8 protein-coding genes are annotated in these 17,316 nt (G+C 63.2%); 6 read left to right on the forward strand and 2 right to left on the reverse strand.

Translation table 11 applies throughout. The features are described from left to right. The first annotated feature begins 159 nt into the window (after positions 1 to 159). Genes ACLEJQ_RS04185 through ACLEJQ_RS04195 form a run of 3 tightly spaced genes read left to right on the forward strand, consistent with a single transcriptional unit; the run spans position 160 to position 4,596 of the window. Positions 160 to 1,881 carry a type I secretion system permease/ATPase gene (locus tag ACLEJQ_RS04185; protein WP_440792456.1) on the forward strand — a complete coding sequence of 574 codons (1,722 nt, stop codon included), beginning with the start codon at positions 160 to 162 and terminating at the stop codon, positions 1,879 to 1,881. Continuing rightward, complete coding sequence (locus ACLEJQ_RS04190; RefSeq protein WP_440792458.1) at positions 1,874 to 3,244, forward strand: HlyD family type I secretion periplasmic adaptor subunit; 1,371 nt, start codon at positions 1,874 to 1,876, stop codon at positions 3,242 to 3,244. Before ACLEJQ_RS04185 ends, ACLEJQ_RS04190 begins: the two co-directional genes overlap by 8 nt. 2 nt (positions 3,245 to 3,246) lie before the next feature. Then, positions 3,247 to 4,596 carry a TolC family outer membrane protein gene (locus tag ACLEJQ_RS04195; RefSeq protein WP_440792460.1) on the forward strand — a complete coding sequence of 450 codons (1,350 nt, stop codon included), beginning with the start codon at positions 3,247 to 3,249 and terminating at the stop codon, positions 4,594 to 4,596. 294 nt (positions 4,597 to 4,890) lie between these two features. Here the strand turns inward: ACLEJQ_RS04195 and ACLEJQ_RS04200 are convergent, their stop codons facing one another. After that, the gene (locus ACLEJQ_RS04200) at positions 4,891 to 10,506 is read right to left on the reverse strand and encodes a putative Ig domain-containing protein (RefSeq protein ID WP_440792462.1); all 5,616 of its coding nucleotides are present in this window, start codon (positions 10,504 to 10,506) and stop codon (positions 4,891 to 4,893) included. Positions 10,507 to 10,934: 428 nt separating this feature from the next. Between ACLEJQ_RS04200 and ACLEJQ_RS04205 the strand changes: the two genes are divergently transcribed. From ACLEJQ_RS04205 to hemN, 3 genes are all read left to right on the forward strand, one after another. Further along, on the forward strand, positions 10,935 to 11,378 hold the full coding sequence (locus ACLEJQ_RS04205) for a CopD family copper resistance protein (protein WP_440792464.1): 444 nt from the start codon (positions 10,935 to 10,937) through the stop codon (positions 11,376 to 11,378). Between the two features lie 95 nt (positions 11,379 to 11,473). After that, a complete protein-coding gene (locus ACLEJQ_RS04210) occupies positions 11,474 to 12,847 on the forward strand; it encodes a coproporphyrinogen III oxidase (protein WP_440792466.1) in 1,374 nt (457 codons plus the stop codon). Further along, positions 12,844 to 14,232 (forward strand): oxygen-independent coproporphyrinogen III oxidase, encoded by a 1,389-nt coding sequence (gene hemN / locus ACLEJQ_RS04215; RefSeq protein WP_440792468.1) that lies wholly within the window; start codon positions 12,844 to 12,846, stop codon positions 14,230 to 14,232. Before ACLEJQ_RS04210 ends, hemN begins: the two co-directional genes overlap by 4 nt. 324 nt (positions 14,233 to 14,556) lie before the next feature. On the opposite strand, the gene ACLEJQ_RS04220 is transcribed toward hemN, so the two are convergent. Further along, complete coding sequence (locus ACLEJQ_RS04220) at positions 14,557 to 17,214, reverse strand: excinuclease ABC subunit A (protein WP_440792470.1); 2,658 nt, start codon at positions 17,212 to 17,214, stop codon at positions 14,557 to 14,559. Positions 17,215 to 17,316 lie beyond the last annotated feature (102 nt).

Raw genomic sequence — 17,316 nt, forward strand, 5'->3', positions numbered from 1 at the left:
GCAGTCACGTGGTCTTAATGGGCGCCTGTAGCGACGAGGATCGTCTCTGATAGCGGCACGTCAGGCTACGTTCAAAGTTACCTCCGATGCCTCAAGGCAAAAAGCTCGCGATGGATTGCGTCTTGGACCGACTATTCCTATTTTTGCGGGCGACATTTCATGGGTTTGCTACTTGATCCGCGTCACGATATCGATGCCGCTTTATTGAGTTATCGCCGGGTGTTCTGGTCGCTGGCGCTGTTCAGCGGTGTGATCAATTTGCTGGTACTGGTGCCGTCGTTGTACATGATGCAGGTGTACGACCGCGTGCTGACCAGTCGCAACGAAACCACCTTGTTCATGCTCACGTTGATCGCCCTGGGACTGTTCATGTTCAGCGCACTGATCGAGTGGGTGCGTGGCGAGGTGATGATCCGCATGAGCGCCGGGTTGGACGAGGCCCTGGGCGAGCGGATTTTCGACGCAGCATTTGCCCGCAGCCTGCGCGAGCACAACGCCAACCCGGCACAGGTTCTTACCGACCTGGCGACGCTGCGACAGTTGATCACCGGCCAGGGTCTGATTGCCTTGCTCGACGCACCGTGGCTGCCGATCTTCCTGTTGGTGGCGTTCATCTTTCACCCGTGGTTCGGCGTGCTGACGCTGGTCCTGGCCCTGGTGCTGGTCGGCCTGGCGCTGTGGGGCGAGCTGGCGACGCGCACGCGCCTGGGGGAAGCCAATCGGCTGGGCGTGCAGTCGGCAACCTATGTCAACAGCACCTTGCAAAACGCTGAAGTGATCCAGGCCCTGGGCATGCTGGGACCGTTGCGCCAGCGCTGGAGCCTGTTGCAGCAGCGCATCATCGCCGCCCAGGCGCACGCCAGCGATCGCGGTGCGCGAATCTCGTCGGCCACCCGGTTCGTGCGCATCTCCGGGCAATCGTTGTCCCTGGGCCTGGGGGCGTTGCTGGTGCTGGAGGGGCAGTTGTCGGCGGGCATGATGATCGCGATGTCGCTGCTGCTGGGACGGGCCCTGGCGCCGGTGGAAATTGCTATCGGCTCATGGAAGCAATTCAATTCCGGCCGCCAGAGCTATCAACGCTTGAGCCAGTTGCTTGCCCAGCACCCACGTGACCGGCTGCGCATGCCGTTGCCGCCGCCTACCGGCGCGGTGCGTCTGGAACAGCTGTACGTCGGCCCGCCCGGCGCCACACAACCGATTCTGCGCGCAATCAACTTCAGCCTCGCCAAAGGCGATGTACTGGCGGTGGTCGGCCCCAGCGCCAGCGGCAAGTCGACATTGGCCCGTGCGCTGGTCGGTATATGGCCGGCCATGGGCGGGTCGGTGCGTCTGGATGACGCCGAGATCAGCCAATGGTCCCACGATGCCTTGGGGCCGCACCTGGGCTACCTGCCGCAGGACATCGAACTGTTCGACGGTAGCGTCGCCGACAATATCGCCCGATTCGGGGAACAGGACGCCGACAAGATCATCGCCGCCGGGCGCCAGGCCGGCATCCACGAAATGATCCTGCGTTTTCCCAAAGGCTACGACACGCCGCTGGGCCCTGGCGGGCTGGGGCTGTCCGGCGGACAGAAGCAGCGCCTCGGCCTGGCCCGCGCACTTTACGGATGCCCGTCGCTGGTCGTGCTCGATGAGCCCAACTCCAACCTCGATGAAGCGGGCGAGCTGGCGCTGGTCCAGGCGATCAACGCGCTCAAGGCCGCTGGCAGCACCGTAGTGCTGATCACCCATCGGCCCAGTGTGCTGGCGGTGGTCGATCACATCCTGGTGCTCAAGGACGGAACGCAGCAAGCCTTCGGTCCTCGCGACCGAGTGCTCAAGGCCTTGATGCCGGGGCCGAGACCGACGGCGGTCAGGGAGGCCAGCAAAGATGCGTGATCTGACGCCCGGAACCCAGGCCTACACCGAGCAAGGGTTGAGTGTACGCAATACCACGATGCTGCCCGGCGCCAGTACCGACGCCAGTGGGGCGGCCCGTTATGGCGTGGGTTTTCTGGTGCTCGCCTTGGGCGGTTTCCTGCTTTGGGCCTGCCTTGCGCCGCTCGACCAGGGCGTCGTCGGCAGCGGCACGGTGGTGGTGGCGGGTGAGCGCAAGGCGGTGCAATCGCTGGTCGGCGGGGTGGTGGAAAAACTGTTGGTCAGCGATGGCGACCGGGTCACCCAGGGCCAGTTGCTGGTGCAGCTCAATACCGTGCAGGCGCAGTCACAACTGGATGTGACCCTGGGCAAGCTGCTCAATGATCGCGCCATTGAAGCGCGGTTGATCGCCGAGCGCCTGGGCAGTGACGAAATTCAATGGCCCGCTGAATTGCTGGAGCGTGCCGACGAGCCGCGGGTGAAGGCGGCCATGGCCTTGCAAAGCCAGTTGTTTCTATCGCGCCGGGCGGAATTGGGCAGTCGTTTGCAGATCATCGAGCATGAGGTCGCAGCGTTGCAGCAGCAGTTGCAAGGCTATGAAGGCGTCAAGCGCAACTACGATGCGCAGATGCGTTTCCAGCAGCAGGAGCTCGAGGGCCTGCGGGACCTGGCTCGCGAAGGTTATGTTCCGCGCAACAAACTGTTCGAGGCCGAACGCAACGCGGCGCAACTGGCGGGGCAGATCGCTTCGGGTGTCGGCGATGTCGGCCGGACCCGCCAAGCCATCAACGAAAGTCGGCTCAAGGCGTTGCAGGCGCAGCAGGAGTTTCGCCGCGATGCCGAGACCCAACTCAGCGAAGTCTCCGCCGAGGCGGCAGGCTACGCCGATCAGATTCGCGCCTTGCAGTTCGAGGTGGACAATGGCGCCATCCGCGCTCCAGCGTCCGGGCAGGTCATGGATGTAAGCATTCACACCGTCGGCGGCGTGGTACAGGCCGGCCAGACCCTGATGCAAGTGGTGCCGCTGGATGCACCGATGGCGATCACCGCGCGTTTCGAGCCGTTGATGGCAAACAAATTGCGGCCGGGACTGCCGGTCCACGTGCATTTCACCGCCCTGCAACGGGTGGATACGCCGACGGTCACCGGCACCGTGACCACGGTCTCGGCGGACCAACTGATCAACGAGCAGACCCACCAGCCGTACTTCTCGGCCAAGGTCGAGATTCCTGTCGAGACCGTTGCTTCGTTGCAGAGCGCCGGGCTGTGGGTACGCCCAGGCATGCTCGCGGACGTGACAGTGGTGACGGGTGAGCGGACCTTGATGAATTACCTGATGAAACCCTTGCGCGAACGCTTGCTGGCGGCCTTCAAGGAGGAGTGAGCATGACTGACCGTAATCGTTACCGTGGGCGAATGCTGCTGGGCTTGTACACCGGTTGGGTGGCGATCAGCCCAGTGTGGGCCGGGGACGGCGGTTTGAGCCTGACCGAGGCGTACGACGCCTCGCGTCTCAACGACCCGACCGTGCAAACCGCTGCCCATGCGTTTGATGCGTCGAAGCAGGAAGAGGCCATAGGCCGGGGTGGACTTTATCCTCAGGTGTCACTGACGTCCCGTTACGGTTATGGCGGGCGTACCGATGGCGGCGACGACCAGAGCTACGTCAACAGCAATGACTACCAAGCCAACAGCGTCACGTTGGCGGCGCAGCAACCGCTGTATGACAAGGGGCGCTGGGCGGCGTATCAGGAGGGCAAGGCACGGGGGCAACTGGGCATCCAGGTGTTCGATGTGGCGGGGCAGACGTTGTACGATCGGGTCGCCAAAGGCTACTTCGAGGTGGCCCGCGCCGAAAACGAGATCAAGCTGATTGCCCAGCAAAAAGCCGCGATCAATGGGCTGGTCATCCAGAGTCAGAAACTCTATCAGGGCGGCCAGGGCGCCATCACCGATATCGATGAGGCCCAGGCGCGCCTCGATCTGGTGGAGGCCCAGGAAGCCGAGGCCCAGGCTCGTCGCGTGGCGGCGCTGCGAGCGTTGTCAGGACGGGCCAGCGTACCGATCGACGACATCCTGCCGATGCGTGAGGAACTGGCCGCCGGCAGCCCGATCCCGCCGGAGCAGGACTTGCCGTACTGGACGGCGATTGCCCGTGACGCCAGCCCCGAACTGGCGGCGCGGTTGGCAGCGGTGAAAGTCGCCGAGGCCCAGGCCGACAGCCAGCGCGCCGGGCATTATCCGACCCTGTCGCTGACCACCCAGCTGACCCGCCGGGAAACCCGTCAGTACCAGGAGCTCGATCCGCGTCAGGACACCTATTACGTCGGCGTGCAGTTGGACATCCCGCTGTATCGCGGCGGTGCGGTACGGGCCTCGGTGGCAAAGGCCGAAGCGCAACTGGCCGGTGCCCAGTCTGACTACGACGTGCAGCGGCAACAGTTGGCCGAGGACATCGAAGCCGATTACCTGGGGGTCGTCGCCGGGTTTGCCAAAAGCAAGGCGATGCAACGGGCGGTGGAGTCCAACCAGCGCGCGCTGACGTCGACCGAGAAGGGCTTCCAGGGTGGCGTGCGTTCGACGGTGGATATCCTGGATGCCCAACAGCGGGTATTCCAGGCCCGTCGAGACCTGCTCAACACCAAGCTCGACATGCTCCAGAGTTATGTGAGCCTGCACACCCACACCGGCCAGATGAACCGCGCGGTGCTGGAGCAGGTGCAGCGTTTGTTTTGAGAGCGGATGCAGCAAATCATCTTTGGATAACGCCCATCCCCGTGGCAAGGGAGCTTGCTCCCGCCGGGCCGCGAAGCGGACCCAAACCCCAGACAGACCAGGTTCATCACTTCACGGCTGCTGCGCAGCCGAGCGGGAGCAAGCTCCCTCGCCACAGTGGATCTGTGTTGTTCCACCGATCTCGTTTCCACCACCGAACCCCTGTGGGAGCGAGCTTGCTCGCGATGGCGGTGGATCAGCGGGCATCGTTGTTGGATGTGCTGGCGCTATCGCGGGCAAGCCCGTTCCCGTATATCAGGCGGTGAAGTCGCTGGCGTGCAGCTCCTTGACGCCGACCAGTTCGAATTCGAACTCGGGGGTGGCGTCGGCGTTGGTGCTGCCGTAGAGGATGCCGTCGGCGAAGCGCAGTTGGCCGGTGGCGTTGGTTTGGTCGAAGGCGTTGCTGCCGATGAAGGTGAAGGCCTCGATCGTGGCGGTCAGTGGGTTGGCATCCAGACCGGTGAGGTCCAGGTGGTCGCCTTCGGTGGTCTTGAAGCCGTTGATCACGTCGCGCAGGGTCCCGACACCCATCTCCGACAACGAATTGAACACATAGGTGTCTGCGCCCGTGCCGCCGGTGAGATTGTCGGTGCCTGCGCCGCCGATCAATCGGTCGTCCCCCGAACCGCCTACCAGCGTATCGTTGCCCGCGCCACCGTTCAGGATGTTCGCCGCGCTGTTGCCCAACAAGGTATCGGCATAGGCACTGCCGGTCAGGTTCTCGATGAACTTCAAGGTGTCGAGCCCGGAACCCACGGTGTTCTGTTGTGCGGACGTCGACAGATTGGCAGTGACACCAGACAGCGCCCGTTCGAAGGACACGGTATCGTTGCCGTCGCGCCCGTCCAGCACGTTGTTGCCGGCACCGGCGAACAGGATGTTGTCCAGCGCGTTGCCCGTGCCGTTGGCCGCATCGGCGCTGTCGATATACAGGTTCTCGACATTGCTGCCCAGGGTATACGCCGTCAGGTTGCTGTGGACGCTGTCGATCCCGCCCGGCAGCGCATTGGCGTTGGTCTCGATCACCGTGTCATCGACGTTGTCGACGTAGTAGGTGTCGTTGCCATCGCCGCCGCTCATGCTGTCGGCCCCGGCGGCGCCATCGAGCACGTTGTGGGCGGCATTGCCGGTGATGAAGTTGCGCCGCTCATTACCGGTGCCGTCGATTTCCGACACACCGGTGAGCACCAGGTTTTCCAGGTTGGCGCCCAGGGTCCAGCTGACCGAGGCTTGCACCGTATCGATCTGCGAGGCCGAGGTGTTGCTTTCCACCACGCTATCGAAGGCGTTGTCGACCACATAGATATCGTTGCCATCGCCGCCGGTCATGGTGTCGGCACCCAGGTCGCCATTAATGGTGTCGTTGCCCGAACTGCCCACCAGGGTGTCCGCCTGGTCGGTGCCGACGATCATCCCGCCTTCGTTATGGGCGTCGTCGAAAATGTCCTGCACGCTGTTGTTGTCGTTGGGATTGCCCTGGAAGCCCAGGTCATCGGCGATGTAATCCGCCAGGCGCTGGCCGACGATTTCCGCCGACTCTTCATGCAGGTGCCAGACGTCATCCGGATACACCAGCGGATCGACTTCGTACCGCAGGGGCAGATCGGTGTAATCCACCGCCAGTTTGACGTCGGCGCGTTCGGCGGCGATGGCTTCCTGGGCGGCGCGGACGTAACCGACACCTTCCACAATCGCGGCAATCTTTTCCTGCGAATAACCTCGGGCCAGGGCCGCATCCTGTTCGTAGTGACCGGTCTCCATCAAGTACACATTGAAATTGCCGAACTGGGCGTGCAGGTAGTCGAACACCTTCAGAGTCGCCGCCTTGTAGGCCGCTGCGGCCGCGGCCTTGTCGGTGGAACGGGCGATCTCCTGGGCGGCTTCCTCGCCCTGGCCCCAGATGATGCCCATGGTGACATTGTCGATGGCCTTGAGCTCAGTGAGCTGATCGCGCAGCAGCGCCTCGGCCCGCAACAGCGCCGGCCCCGGCTGGTTGGTATCGCTCAGCCACCAGCACAACTTCAGTTCCTCGGCGCCCAGGGTCGACAGACCGTTGACTGTACTGCCGCCGACCGCAATGTCGATGCCATTGCCATCGGCATCGGTGAACTGGCTGCGTACGTCATAGGGGGTGTAGCGGTCCAGGTCGTTGACCAGCATCGAGGTGCCGGACTGATTGTCATCCTCGGTCATGCGCAGCAGGCGCGCATTGGACTGGCCCAGGGTGGGCAGGTAGAGAATGTCCTGCTGGGCGCGCTCGCCGAATACGAAGTCGCTGGCGGTGAGGGTGTTGAGGTAGTTGCCGTTGAGGGCGATTTCAAAGCGATTGCCATCGGCGTCGGCTTCGGCGGACTTGACGTAGGTCTTGTCGCCGGCCTCGTTCAGCGTCATGTACAGCGTGCCGTTGTTGCCGTCGCCCAAGCCGATGAAGCCCAGGGCCGATACATCGATCTTGTCCACGCCCACGGTGAAGTCATAGATCGTGTCGGTGGCGGTGACGCCGCCGGTGTCGTAGTCACGGAAGCTGTCCTGCAAGTTGCTGTAGCGGAAGGTGTCGGCACCGTCGCCGCCGTACAGCGAGTCGCGCCCGGCGCCACCGTCGACCGTGTCGGCGCCGGTGCCGGCCTTGATCGTGTCGTTGCCGCCGAGGCCGAGAATCAGGTCCGCGCCCGTGGTGCCGTTGAGGGTTTCGGCGTTGTTGGTGCCGGTGATGGTGTTGGCGGGCGCATCGGCCACTGTCAGGGCGAAGCTGTCGCTGACCGACGCTCCGGATGGGTCGGTGGCCTTGACCAATACGTTGTAGTTACCCGCCGCAGTGCTGGTCGGCGTGCCGGAGAACGTCAGGTTGCTCGCGTTGAAGCTCAGCCAGGCCGGCAGAGCGCTGCCGTCGGCCAGGGTGGCGGTGTAGGTCAGGACATCCTGGTTGGCGTCGGTGAAGCTGTCGTGGGTCACCGTGTAGCTGAACGGCGTGCGTTCAGTGGCACTCTGGTCGAGCAAGGGGATGACGACTACCGGCGCTATGTTGCTCGGCGTGTTCTGGTCGGCGAACACGAAATGGCTGGCCGTCAGGCTGTTCAGCAGGTTGCCCGCCATGGACACCTCGAAGCGATTACCGTTGGCGTCGACGGTGAGGTCCTTGAGGTAGGTCCGGTTGGTTGTCGCGCTGTAGGTCACCTGCAGTGTGCCGTTGAGCCCGTTGCCCAGGCCGATGTAGCCGAGGGCCGAGACGTCGATCTTGTCGGCCGCCACGTCGAAGTCGAGGATCTGGTCGCTGACGCTGGTGGAACCGGTGCGGTAGCTGTCGAGCTTGGAGGTGTAGCGGAACACATCCGCGCCCGTGCCGCCGGTGAGCTTGTCCACCCCGGTGCCGCCGACCAGGATGTCATTGCCGGCGCCGCCGTCAAGTGTGTCGTTGCCGGCGCCACCGAACAGTTGCTCGTTGGCGGCGGTGCCGGTCAGTGTGTCGTTGTTCGGCGTGCCGTTGATCACCGTCGGCGAGGCAGGCACGTCCTTTACCGCCAGGGTGAATGCGTCGCTGACCGTGGCATTGCTGCCGTCGGTGGCGGTGACCTGGATGGAATAGGTGCCGGACGCCGTGTCGCTGGGCGTGCCACTGAACGTGCGAGTGGCGGCATCGAACTTCAACCAGTCGGGCAGGGCGCTGCCGTCGGCCAACCTGGCGCTGTAGCTAAGGCTGTCGTTATCCGGATCGCTGAAACTGGTGGCCGGCACGACGTAGCTGAACGGCGTGTTCTCGGTGGCGGTCTGATCCAGCAGCGGCGTCGCCACCACGGGCGCGTGATTGGTTGGTGAGGTGGTGGCGAAGACGAAGTTGGCGCTGGTCAACTTGTCGAGGAAGTTGCCGTCCAGCGCCACTTCGAAGCGGTTGCCGTTGGCATCGGCCTCCAGGGACTTGATGTAGGTCTTGGTCCCTGCACTGTTGAGCACCAGGTAAACGGTGTTGTTCTTGCCATCGCCCAGCCCGGTGAAACCCAGGGCCGAGAGGTCGATCTTGTCGGCACTGATATCGAAGTCGGTGATCAGGTCGCCCAGGTTGGCGCCGCCGGTGTTGTAGTTGCGGTAACTGTCCAAGCGGTCGGAGAACACAAAGGTGTCGGCCCCGGCACCGCCGGTGAGGGTGTCCATGCCGGCACCACCGTCGAGCTTGTCGTCGCCGGCGCCGCCGCTGAGGCTGTCGTTACCCGCCAGGCCCAGCAGGGTGTCGGCTGAATCACTGCCCAGCAATGAATCGCTGGCGCTGGTGCCGGTGATGACCCGGTTGAAGATGAAGTTGCTGGCGGTCAGGGTGCTGGCGAGGTTGCCGGTGAGGATCAGTTCGAAGCGATTGCCGCTGGCGTCGGCATCGTAATCCTTGATGTAGGTGCGGTTGTTGCTGGCGCTGTAGCTGACCTGCAAGGTGCCGCCACGGCCGTTGCCCAGGCCGGTGAAGCCCAGGCCGGCGAGGTCGATCTTGTCCTGGGTGACGTCGAAGTCGGTGATGATGTCGTCGAAACTGGAGGTGGCGTTGCGGTAACTGTCGGACTGGGCGACGAAGCGGAAGGTATCGGCGCCGGTGCCGCCGGTGAGTTTATCGACGCCCGCACCGCCCACCAGAATGTCGCTGCCGGCCGCACCATTGATGGTGTCGTTACCGGCGCCGCCATAGAAAATCTCGCTGGCGGCGCTGCCCAGCAGGGTATCGTTGCCCGCTGTCCCTTGCACTGTGGTCATCGGCACCGTGGCGCTGACGTAGCTGCCATCGCCATAGATCAGCGTGGCGCCTTTGCTGGTGTGGCTGATGGTATTGGCAATGATCGCGTTGCGGTCGGTGCCGTCCTCGTTGCGCTCGGCCACGCCGTAGGTCGACAAGGTGCTGCCACTGATGGTGTTGCCCTGGATGGTGTTGTCGCTGCCGTTGAAGTATTTGCCGGAGACGCCCTGCGTGTCGTCGTAGGACTGGATGATGATTTCCGGTACGGGGTTGGCCAGGGAGTTGTTGTTGAGCGTGTTGTCGATGATCTCGACGTGGTTGCTGCCGTAGATGCGGATCCCGGCGCTGGCGTTGTCATGGATATCCACGCCGCTGACGTCGACCTCGCTGGACATCTTGATCAGCACGCCCTCGGCGCCGTTGCCATAGACCTCGCCGCCGGTGATGGTGATGTTGCTGGGCGAGGGGATGTTCTCGCTGCCGCGCTGGACCACGATGCCGTTGCCGCCGTTGTTGTAGGCGACATTATTGGTAAGGGTGAAGTCGTGGGTACTGGTCACCACATTGAAGCCGTGCCGGTCGTTGTCGTAGGCAACGTTGTTTTCGAAGGTGCTGTCGCTGAGGAAGTCGGCCACGAAGCCATCCAGGCCATTGCCGTGGGACACGCTGTTCTTGATGACCATGTTGACGGTCTGTTCGTGGGGGTCGAAGCCGTACCCGGAGCAGTCCTTGATCTCGACGCTGTCGATGGTGACGTTGGAATCGTAACCTTCCTCGCCAGGAATATAGCCATTGAACCAGCCGTCGATCTTGCCGGTGGTGTGGTCGCGGTTGCCGTCGATGGTGAGGTTGCTGATGCCGAAGTCGTGGGTTTCCTCGCCATAGGCCGAGCGAATGACCCCGGTGATCTTGGTGTCGGAGCCGTCGGCCACCTTGACCGTGGTCTGGCCCATGCCATCGCCGTACAGATAGACATTGCTCTTGAGCATCACGCAGCCGTCTGAAGGTTCCTCGCCGCCGGACACGATGTAGGTGCCTGCCGGCATATACACCTGCCCGCCGCCGGCGGCCGCTGCCGCATCGATTGCTTTCTGAATGGCCGCCGTGTCGTCAGTAACGCCATCTCCTTTGGCGCCAAAATCTTGTACATTGAAAATCATGAGCTTATCTCCGTATCAGGCTAAAAACCTCGGTAGATGCCAATATTCCATCGGCGACCACCGTGTTAAGACCCAACGGAACGCAAAAGTTGTGACCGCATATCGGCAAAGCGTCAAAAAACCGCATTACCGGATCAACGGTAGGGAACTGCAAAGCGAAGCTGTAACGTTCCCTTGACGCTTTATTAATTTCACCATCGCCCCCCTGTGGGAGCGAGCCTGCTAGCGATTGCGGTAGGCCAGACAATTGTGTAGAGACAGTCGGACGCCATCGCGGGCAGGCTCGCTCTCACAGAGGGGCCGGGCGGTGGCATTGCCATAGGGGTTTCCTCCCAGTGAAAGAGTGGGCTTCCTTGATTGGCATCAACCGCCATCAAGGGCCAGCGCATTAGGCTGATGCGAAAGCACCGAGCGCATCCGAGAACCCCATGAGCTATCCCCTGTTCCTGACCCTGCATCTGTTCGCCGCGCTGGTATTCATCGGCACGGTCTTTTTCGAAGTGCTGTTTCTGGAAAGCCTACGCAAGCAATTGCCTGCCAGGATCATGGTGCTGCTGGAACAGGCCATCAGCCGACGTGCACGGCAATTGATGCCATGGGTGCTGATGGTGTTGTTCGGCGCGGGGGTAGGCATGGTCTGGCTGCGGTACTGGCCGTTACTGCTGGCGCCTTGGCAGTCATCCTTGGGTTTGCTGCTGGTGCTCAAGATCGGCTTGGCGGTCAGTGTGCTGGGGCATTTTCTCTGGGCCATGTGGCTGTTCAGGCGCGGACGGATGAGCGCCCGGCATGTGCACATCATTCACACCAGCGTGTTCCTGCACATGGTGGCGATCGTGCTCCTTGCCAAGGGCATGTTCTACATCGCCTGGTAGCGGGCGGCCCCTGGTTTCATGGCGCTTGATGCAGGTCAAGGTGCCCGGGCGGGTTACGACGGACACTGTCGCCGCGCAGCCATTCGGAGATTGCCATGTTCGATCTTTTTCACACCCTCGGCGAACGACCCTCGGGGTGCGCCCCTGTGGTGGCTGATGTCGATTGCCCGGTGGGGACGCGTCGATTCCACAGTGGCATCGGCTCGCTGGACCTGCTCAGAGGCTTGCGCAACAGTCGGCAGAAGCGCCGCCCGCTGTCCCTGGCAGTCCATCTGCCGTCCCGCCTGAGATTGGCGTCGTGCTCGACCCTGGCCAGCGATTGCCGTTGCGGCGAAATCGACGGCTATCTGCAACGCCTGACCTATGAGCTGGGGCTGGTGGGCTGTCATCTGGGATCGGGCAGGCGCGTCGAACAATTCTGCCTGACCGGCGGCACTCCGGTGATTGCGCACTTGCAGCGGTTGATGGGTGACCTGCGCAAGCGTTTCGATTTCTGCGAATACGACAGCGGCGATCACAGCATCGAAGTGGACCTGCATCACACCGACTGGTCGACCATGGGCCTGATCCGCGACCAGGGTTTTACCCATGTCAGCATCGGCGTGCCGGACATTGGCCTGGACAGCGATCTGTCTGTCGACTGCTATCAGAACCCCGCGCCGATCCATTCATTGATCGATGCAGCGCGCACCTTTGGTTTTCGCTCGATCAATGTCGATCTGGGCTACGGCCATGCCTGGCAGACGCCCGCCAGTTTTGCCTTGAAGCTCTCGACCTTGATCGAACTGGAACCGGATCGGCTGCGGGTGTTCGACTATGCCTGCGCACCGTATCGCTATCGTTCGAAAGACGCCGGGACTGCGGCGTCGTCCTGCAGTCAGGCGGACAAGGATGCGATGCGCCGCATCTGCTGCGAGCAGCTGATCGGCGCCGGTTATCACTACATCGGCCTGGGGCAGTTCGTCAGGGCCGACGATGACCTGGCGGTCGCCCAGGAGCACGGGCGCCTGCACCGCAACTGCCAGGGTTTTACCCGCCACGGTTGCTGCGATCACGTCGGTCTGGGCCTGTCGGCGATCACCCAGATCGAGCATTTGTACGTGCAGAACACCGACGACCTGCACCAATACTGCCAGCAACTGGACGCCGGGCAATTGCCGGTGCGTCGGGGCTGGCGCTGTGAGGCTCAGGACCAGGTCAGGGCCACCGTGACCGAACAATTGTCCTGTGACCTGGAGCTGGACATCCCGGCCATCGAGGCGCGATACGGCCTGGTGTTGCGCGAGCACTTCGCGCCCATCTGGCCGGTGCTCGAAGCGCTGCATGACAAGGGACTGATCGAAATGTCGAGTCGTTTCATCGGCATCCTGCCGGCGGGGCGTTTGAGCGTGGATGCGATCTGCAGCCTGTTCGACCCGGATCTGCTGGGCGCCACTCCACACCCTTTTGAAAAGTTGAATCCTGCATGAACGCTGTTTCTACATTCGACCGAGCCCTGGTGGAAAAATACGACCGCCCCGGTCCGCGCTATACCTCGTATCCGACGGCTCCGCAGTTTCACCAGGCGTTCGCCATGGATGAATACCGACAGGCGGCCCAGCGCAGCAACCAGGCGTCGGTGCCCAAGCCGCTGTCGGTGTACATCCATATCCCGTTCTGCCAAAGCCTCTGTTATTACTGCGCGTGCAACAAGATCATCACCCGCAAGACTCATCGCGCCGCCGAATACCTGAGCTATCTCAAGCGCGAGATTGTCCTGCAGGCGGCGCTGTTCGATCGCTCGCGCAAGCTGACGCAACTGCACCTGGGCGGGGGCACGCCGACCTACCTGACCCACGCGCAATTGGCCGAGCTGATGGATTGCCTGCACCAGCATTTCGACATGGATGACAGCGACGAGCATGAGTTTTCCATCGAAGTCGATCCACGCACCATTGATGCCGAACAGGTCCGTGGCCTGCGGCGGTTGGGCTTCAATCGCCTGAGCTTCGGGGTCCAGGATTTCGATGCGCAGGTACAGGCTGCGGTCAATCGGCTGCAAAGTGTCGAACAAGTGGCCGAATTGATCGCGGCGGCCCGTGAGGCGCGCTTCAAGTCGGTCAGCGTCGATCTGATCTACGGCCTGCCGTTGCAAACCGTTGCCAGCTTCGACGTCACCTTGAGCAAGATCATCGCCCTGCGTCCGGACCGGATCGCGGCCTATAGCTATGCGCACTTGCCTCAGCGGGTGCGGGCACAACGGATGATCCGACCCGAAGACATGCCGCCGCCGGAGCGCAAGCTGGAGCTGCTGGAACTGACCATCGACCGGTTGACCGCCGCCGGATACGCCTACATCGGCATGGACCATTTCGCCCTGCCGGAGGATGAGCTGGTGGGCGCCCGGGCCCAGGGCTCCCTGCAACGAAACTTCCAGGGGTACTCCACCCATGCCGACTGCGACCTGATTGGCCTGGGTGTGTCGTCGATCGGCAAGGTAGGCGACAGCTACAGCCAGAACGTCAAGGAGCTTTCCCAGTATTACGCCCGCCTGGACCAGGACTTGCTGGCGGTGCAGCGCGGCTATCGTCTAAGCGCCGATGATCGTGTAAGGCGCGAAGTCATCAGCGAGCTGATGTGCCATGGGCGAATTGACTTTGCCCGGATCGAAGCCGCACACGGTATCCGTTTCAACGAATACTTTGCCGATGCGCTGGAGCGGCTTCAGGAGCAGGCGGGTGATGGGTTGCTGGATATCCACACCGATGCGCTGGTGTTGCGCCCCCAGGGGCAGTTGATGATGCGCAGTGTGGCGATGGCGTTCGATGCTTATCTGGTGGGGGATCAGACAGTCCAGTATTCGCGGACTGTTTGAAATGGATAATATGACCCACCTGTGGTGAAACCGCTCTTGCGGCGAGGGAGCTTGCTCCCGCTGGGCCGCGCAGCGGCCCCCTCTGCCGGGTAGAGCTGTTCGACTCGGTGCACCGCATTGGCTGGCTTGTGGGGCTGCTTTGCAGCCCAGCGGGAGCAAGCTCCCTCGCCACAGGGGCTGATTTTCAGCTCGGGGTTTGTAGGGCTGCTTTGCAGCCCAGCGGGAGCAAGCTCCCTCGCCACAGGGGCTGATTTTCAGCTCGGGGTTTGTGGGGCTGCTTTGCAGCCCAGCGGGAGCAAGCTCCCTCGCCACAGGGGCCGATTTTCAGCTTGGGGTTTGTAGGGCTCGTTGCAGAAAAGCGGCCGTGCGGCTCTCGGCTGATCTCGCCACCACCTCTGGAGCGCCGCACGCCACGACTTTCCCGCCCTGGGCGCCGGCGCCTGGGCCGATGTCGATGACCCAGTCGCTCTGCGCCACCACCCGCATGTCATGCTCCACCACAACCACCGTATGACCTTCATCCACCAGGCGATTGAGCTGCACCAGCAAGCGATCCACGTCCTGGGGATGCAATCCGTTGGTGGGTTCATCCAACACATACAAGGTCGCGCCACGGGCCTTGCGCTGTAGCTCCGTGGCCAGCTTGATGCGCTGCGCTTCACCGCCGGACAGTTCGGTGGCGGGTTGTCCGAGGCGCAGATAGCCCAGGCCAATGTCTTGCAAGACCTGCAAGGTGCGCCGGGCCGCAGCCTGCTCGGCGAACACTTCCAGCGCCTGGTTCACCGTCAGTTGCAGCACTTGGGAAATATCCAGGCCTTGCCAGGTCACCGCCAGGGTCTGCGGGTTGTAGCGCGCACCGTGGCAGGTCGGGCAGGGCGCGTACACGCTGGGCATGAACAGCAATTCGACGCTGACGAAACCCTCGCCTTCGCAGGTCTCGCAGCGGCCCTTGGCGACGTTGAAGGAAAACCGCCCGGCATCGAAGCCCAGGGTCTGGGCCTGCTCGGTTGCGGCGAACAACTTGCGCACGTGATCGAACAGCCCGGTGTAGGTGGCGAGATTGGAGCGTGGAGTACGTCCGATAGGCTTCTGGTCGACCTGGACCAAGCGCTTGATGACGTCGAGCCCGGCGGTGACGACGCCGCCGCTGGTTTGCACGGGTTCGTCTTCCAGGCTCTGCTCCTCGGGCTCAGCGTTGGCGCTGGCCTGGCCCAGGTGGGCACCGACCAGGTCCAGCAGCGCCTGGCTGACCAGGCTGGACTTGCCGGAGCCCGAGATGCCGGTGACCGCCGTGAAGCAGCCCAGGGGAAAGGCCGCGCTGAGGTTGTCGAGGTTGTTGCGGGTGATGCCTTCCAGGCGCAGCCAGTCCTTGGGTTCGCGGGGGCGGCGCCCGGCAGCCGACTGCTCGGCAAAGAGATAGGCGCGGGTCCGTGATTGCGCTACGTCAACCAGGCCTGTTGGTGGACCGCTGTAGAGAATTGTCCCGCCTTGTTCACCTGCATCAGGGCCGACGTCGATGAGCCAGTCGGCGCGGCGCATGGTGTCCAGGTCGTGCTCGACCACGAACACCGAATTGCCCGCCGCTTTCAAGCGTTGCAGGGCTTCGAACAGCGCTTCGCTGTCCGCCGGATGCAGGCCCGCGGAGGGCTCGTCGAGCACGTAGATCACGCCGAACAACTGGGAGTTGAGCTGGGTTGCCAGCCGTAGGCGTTGCAGCTCGCCGGAAGACAGCGTAGGCGTGCTGCGCTCCAGGGCCAGGTAGCCGAGGCCGAGATCGATCAGGGTGACGATCCGTTCCAGCAGCTCGGCGGCGATGCGTTGCGCGGCCAGGCGTTTTTCCAGCGACAGGTTCGGCGTGTGGCGGGCGTCCGGTCCGCCCGCATGCGGGTTCTCGCCCCGGGCCGCGCGTTGCTCACGGGCCTCGCGGGTCTGCTGGTGCGTAAGGACTTCGCCCGGTTCTTCGGCCTGTTCGAGGTAGGCCGGCGCCAGCACCCCCTTGAGCACCTCGGCCAGGTCCAGCAACGGCAGTTGGGACAGTTCAGCGATGTCCAGGCCGGCGAAGGTCACGGTCAATGCCTGGCGCTTGAGGCGCTTGCCCTCGCAAGCAGGGCATGGACTGGCGCGCATGTATTGCGCCACGCGCTTGCGCATCTGGGCACTTTGCGAATGCATGAACGTGTGCAGCAGATAGCGCCGGGCACCGCTGAACGTGCCCTGGTAGCTGGGCTCGAGCTTGCGCTTGAGCGCCGCTCGGGTCTGCGCCGGGGTCAGCCCGGCGTACACCGGGACGGTGGGGGTTTCTTCGGTGAACAGAATCCAGTCGCGCTGTTCCTTCGGCAGGTCGCGCCAGGGAATGTCGACGTCATAACCGAGGGTCACCAGGATGTCCCGCAGATTCTGTCCTTGCCACGCCATGGGCCAGGCCGCCACGGCGCGCTCACGAATGGTCAGTGACGGGTCCGGGACCATGGACGCTTCGGTCACTGCATAGACCCGCCCCAATCCATGACACTCGGGGCAGGCGCCTTGCGGCGTGTTGGGCGAGAAGTCTTCGGCGTAGAGCATCGGTTGGTCGGCCGGGTAACTGCCGGCGCGGGAGTAGAGCATGCGGATCAGGCTCGACAGGGTGGTGACGCTGCCCACTGAAGAACGTGCGCTGGGCGAGCCGCGTTGTTGTTGCAGGGCCACCGCCGGCGGCAGGCCTTCGATGCTGTCCACGTCCGGCACGCCCACCTGGTCGATCAGGCGCCGTGCATAGGGCGCCACCGATTCGAAGTAGCGACGCTGGGCTTCGGCATAGAGGGTAGAAAACGCCAGCGACGACTTTCCGGACCCTGACACGCCGGTAAACACCACCAGGGCGTCGCGAGGAATATCGACGTCGACGTTCTTGAGGTTATGTTCGCGGGCGCCGCGCACCCGGACGAAGCCGGTGCCTTCAGGCTGTTGAGGAGTGGCAGCGGGGCCTGAGCGTGAGGGCATGGCGCGTTCCTTGTGGGCATCTGCTTTGGCGCGTTGAGTTCGGCGGTGTAATGGCGCCAGTTGAAAATGGAACCTGGGTCACAGCGTTGACAAGTATGCGAC

This window comes from Pseudomonas sp. SMV71, assembly GCF_052042015.1.
In the GTDB taxonomy this organism is placed as follows: domain Bacteria; phylum Pseudomonadota; class Gammaproteobacteria; order Pseudomonadales; family Pseudomonadaceae; genus Aquipseudomonas.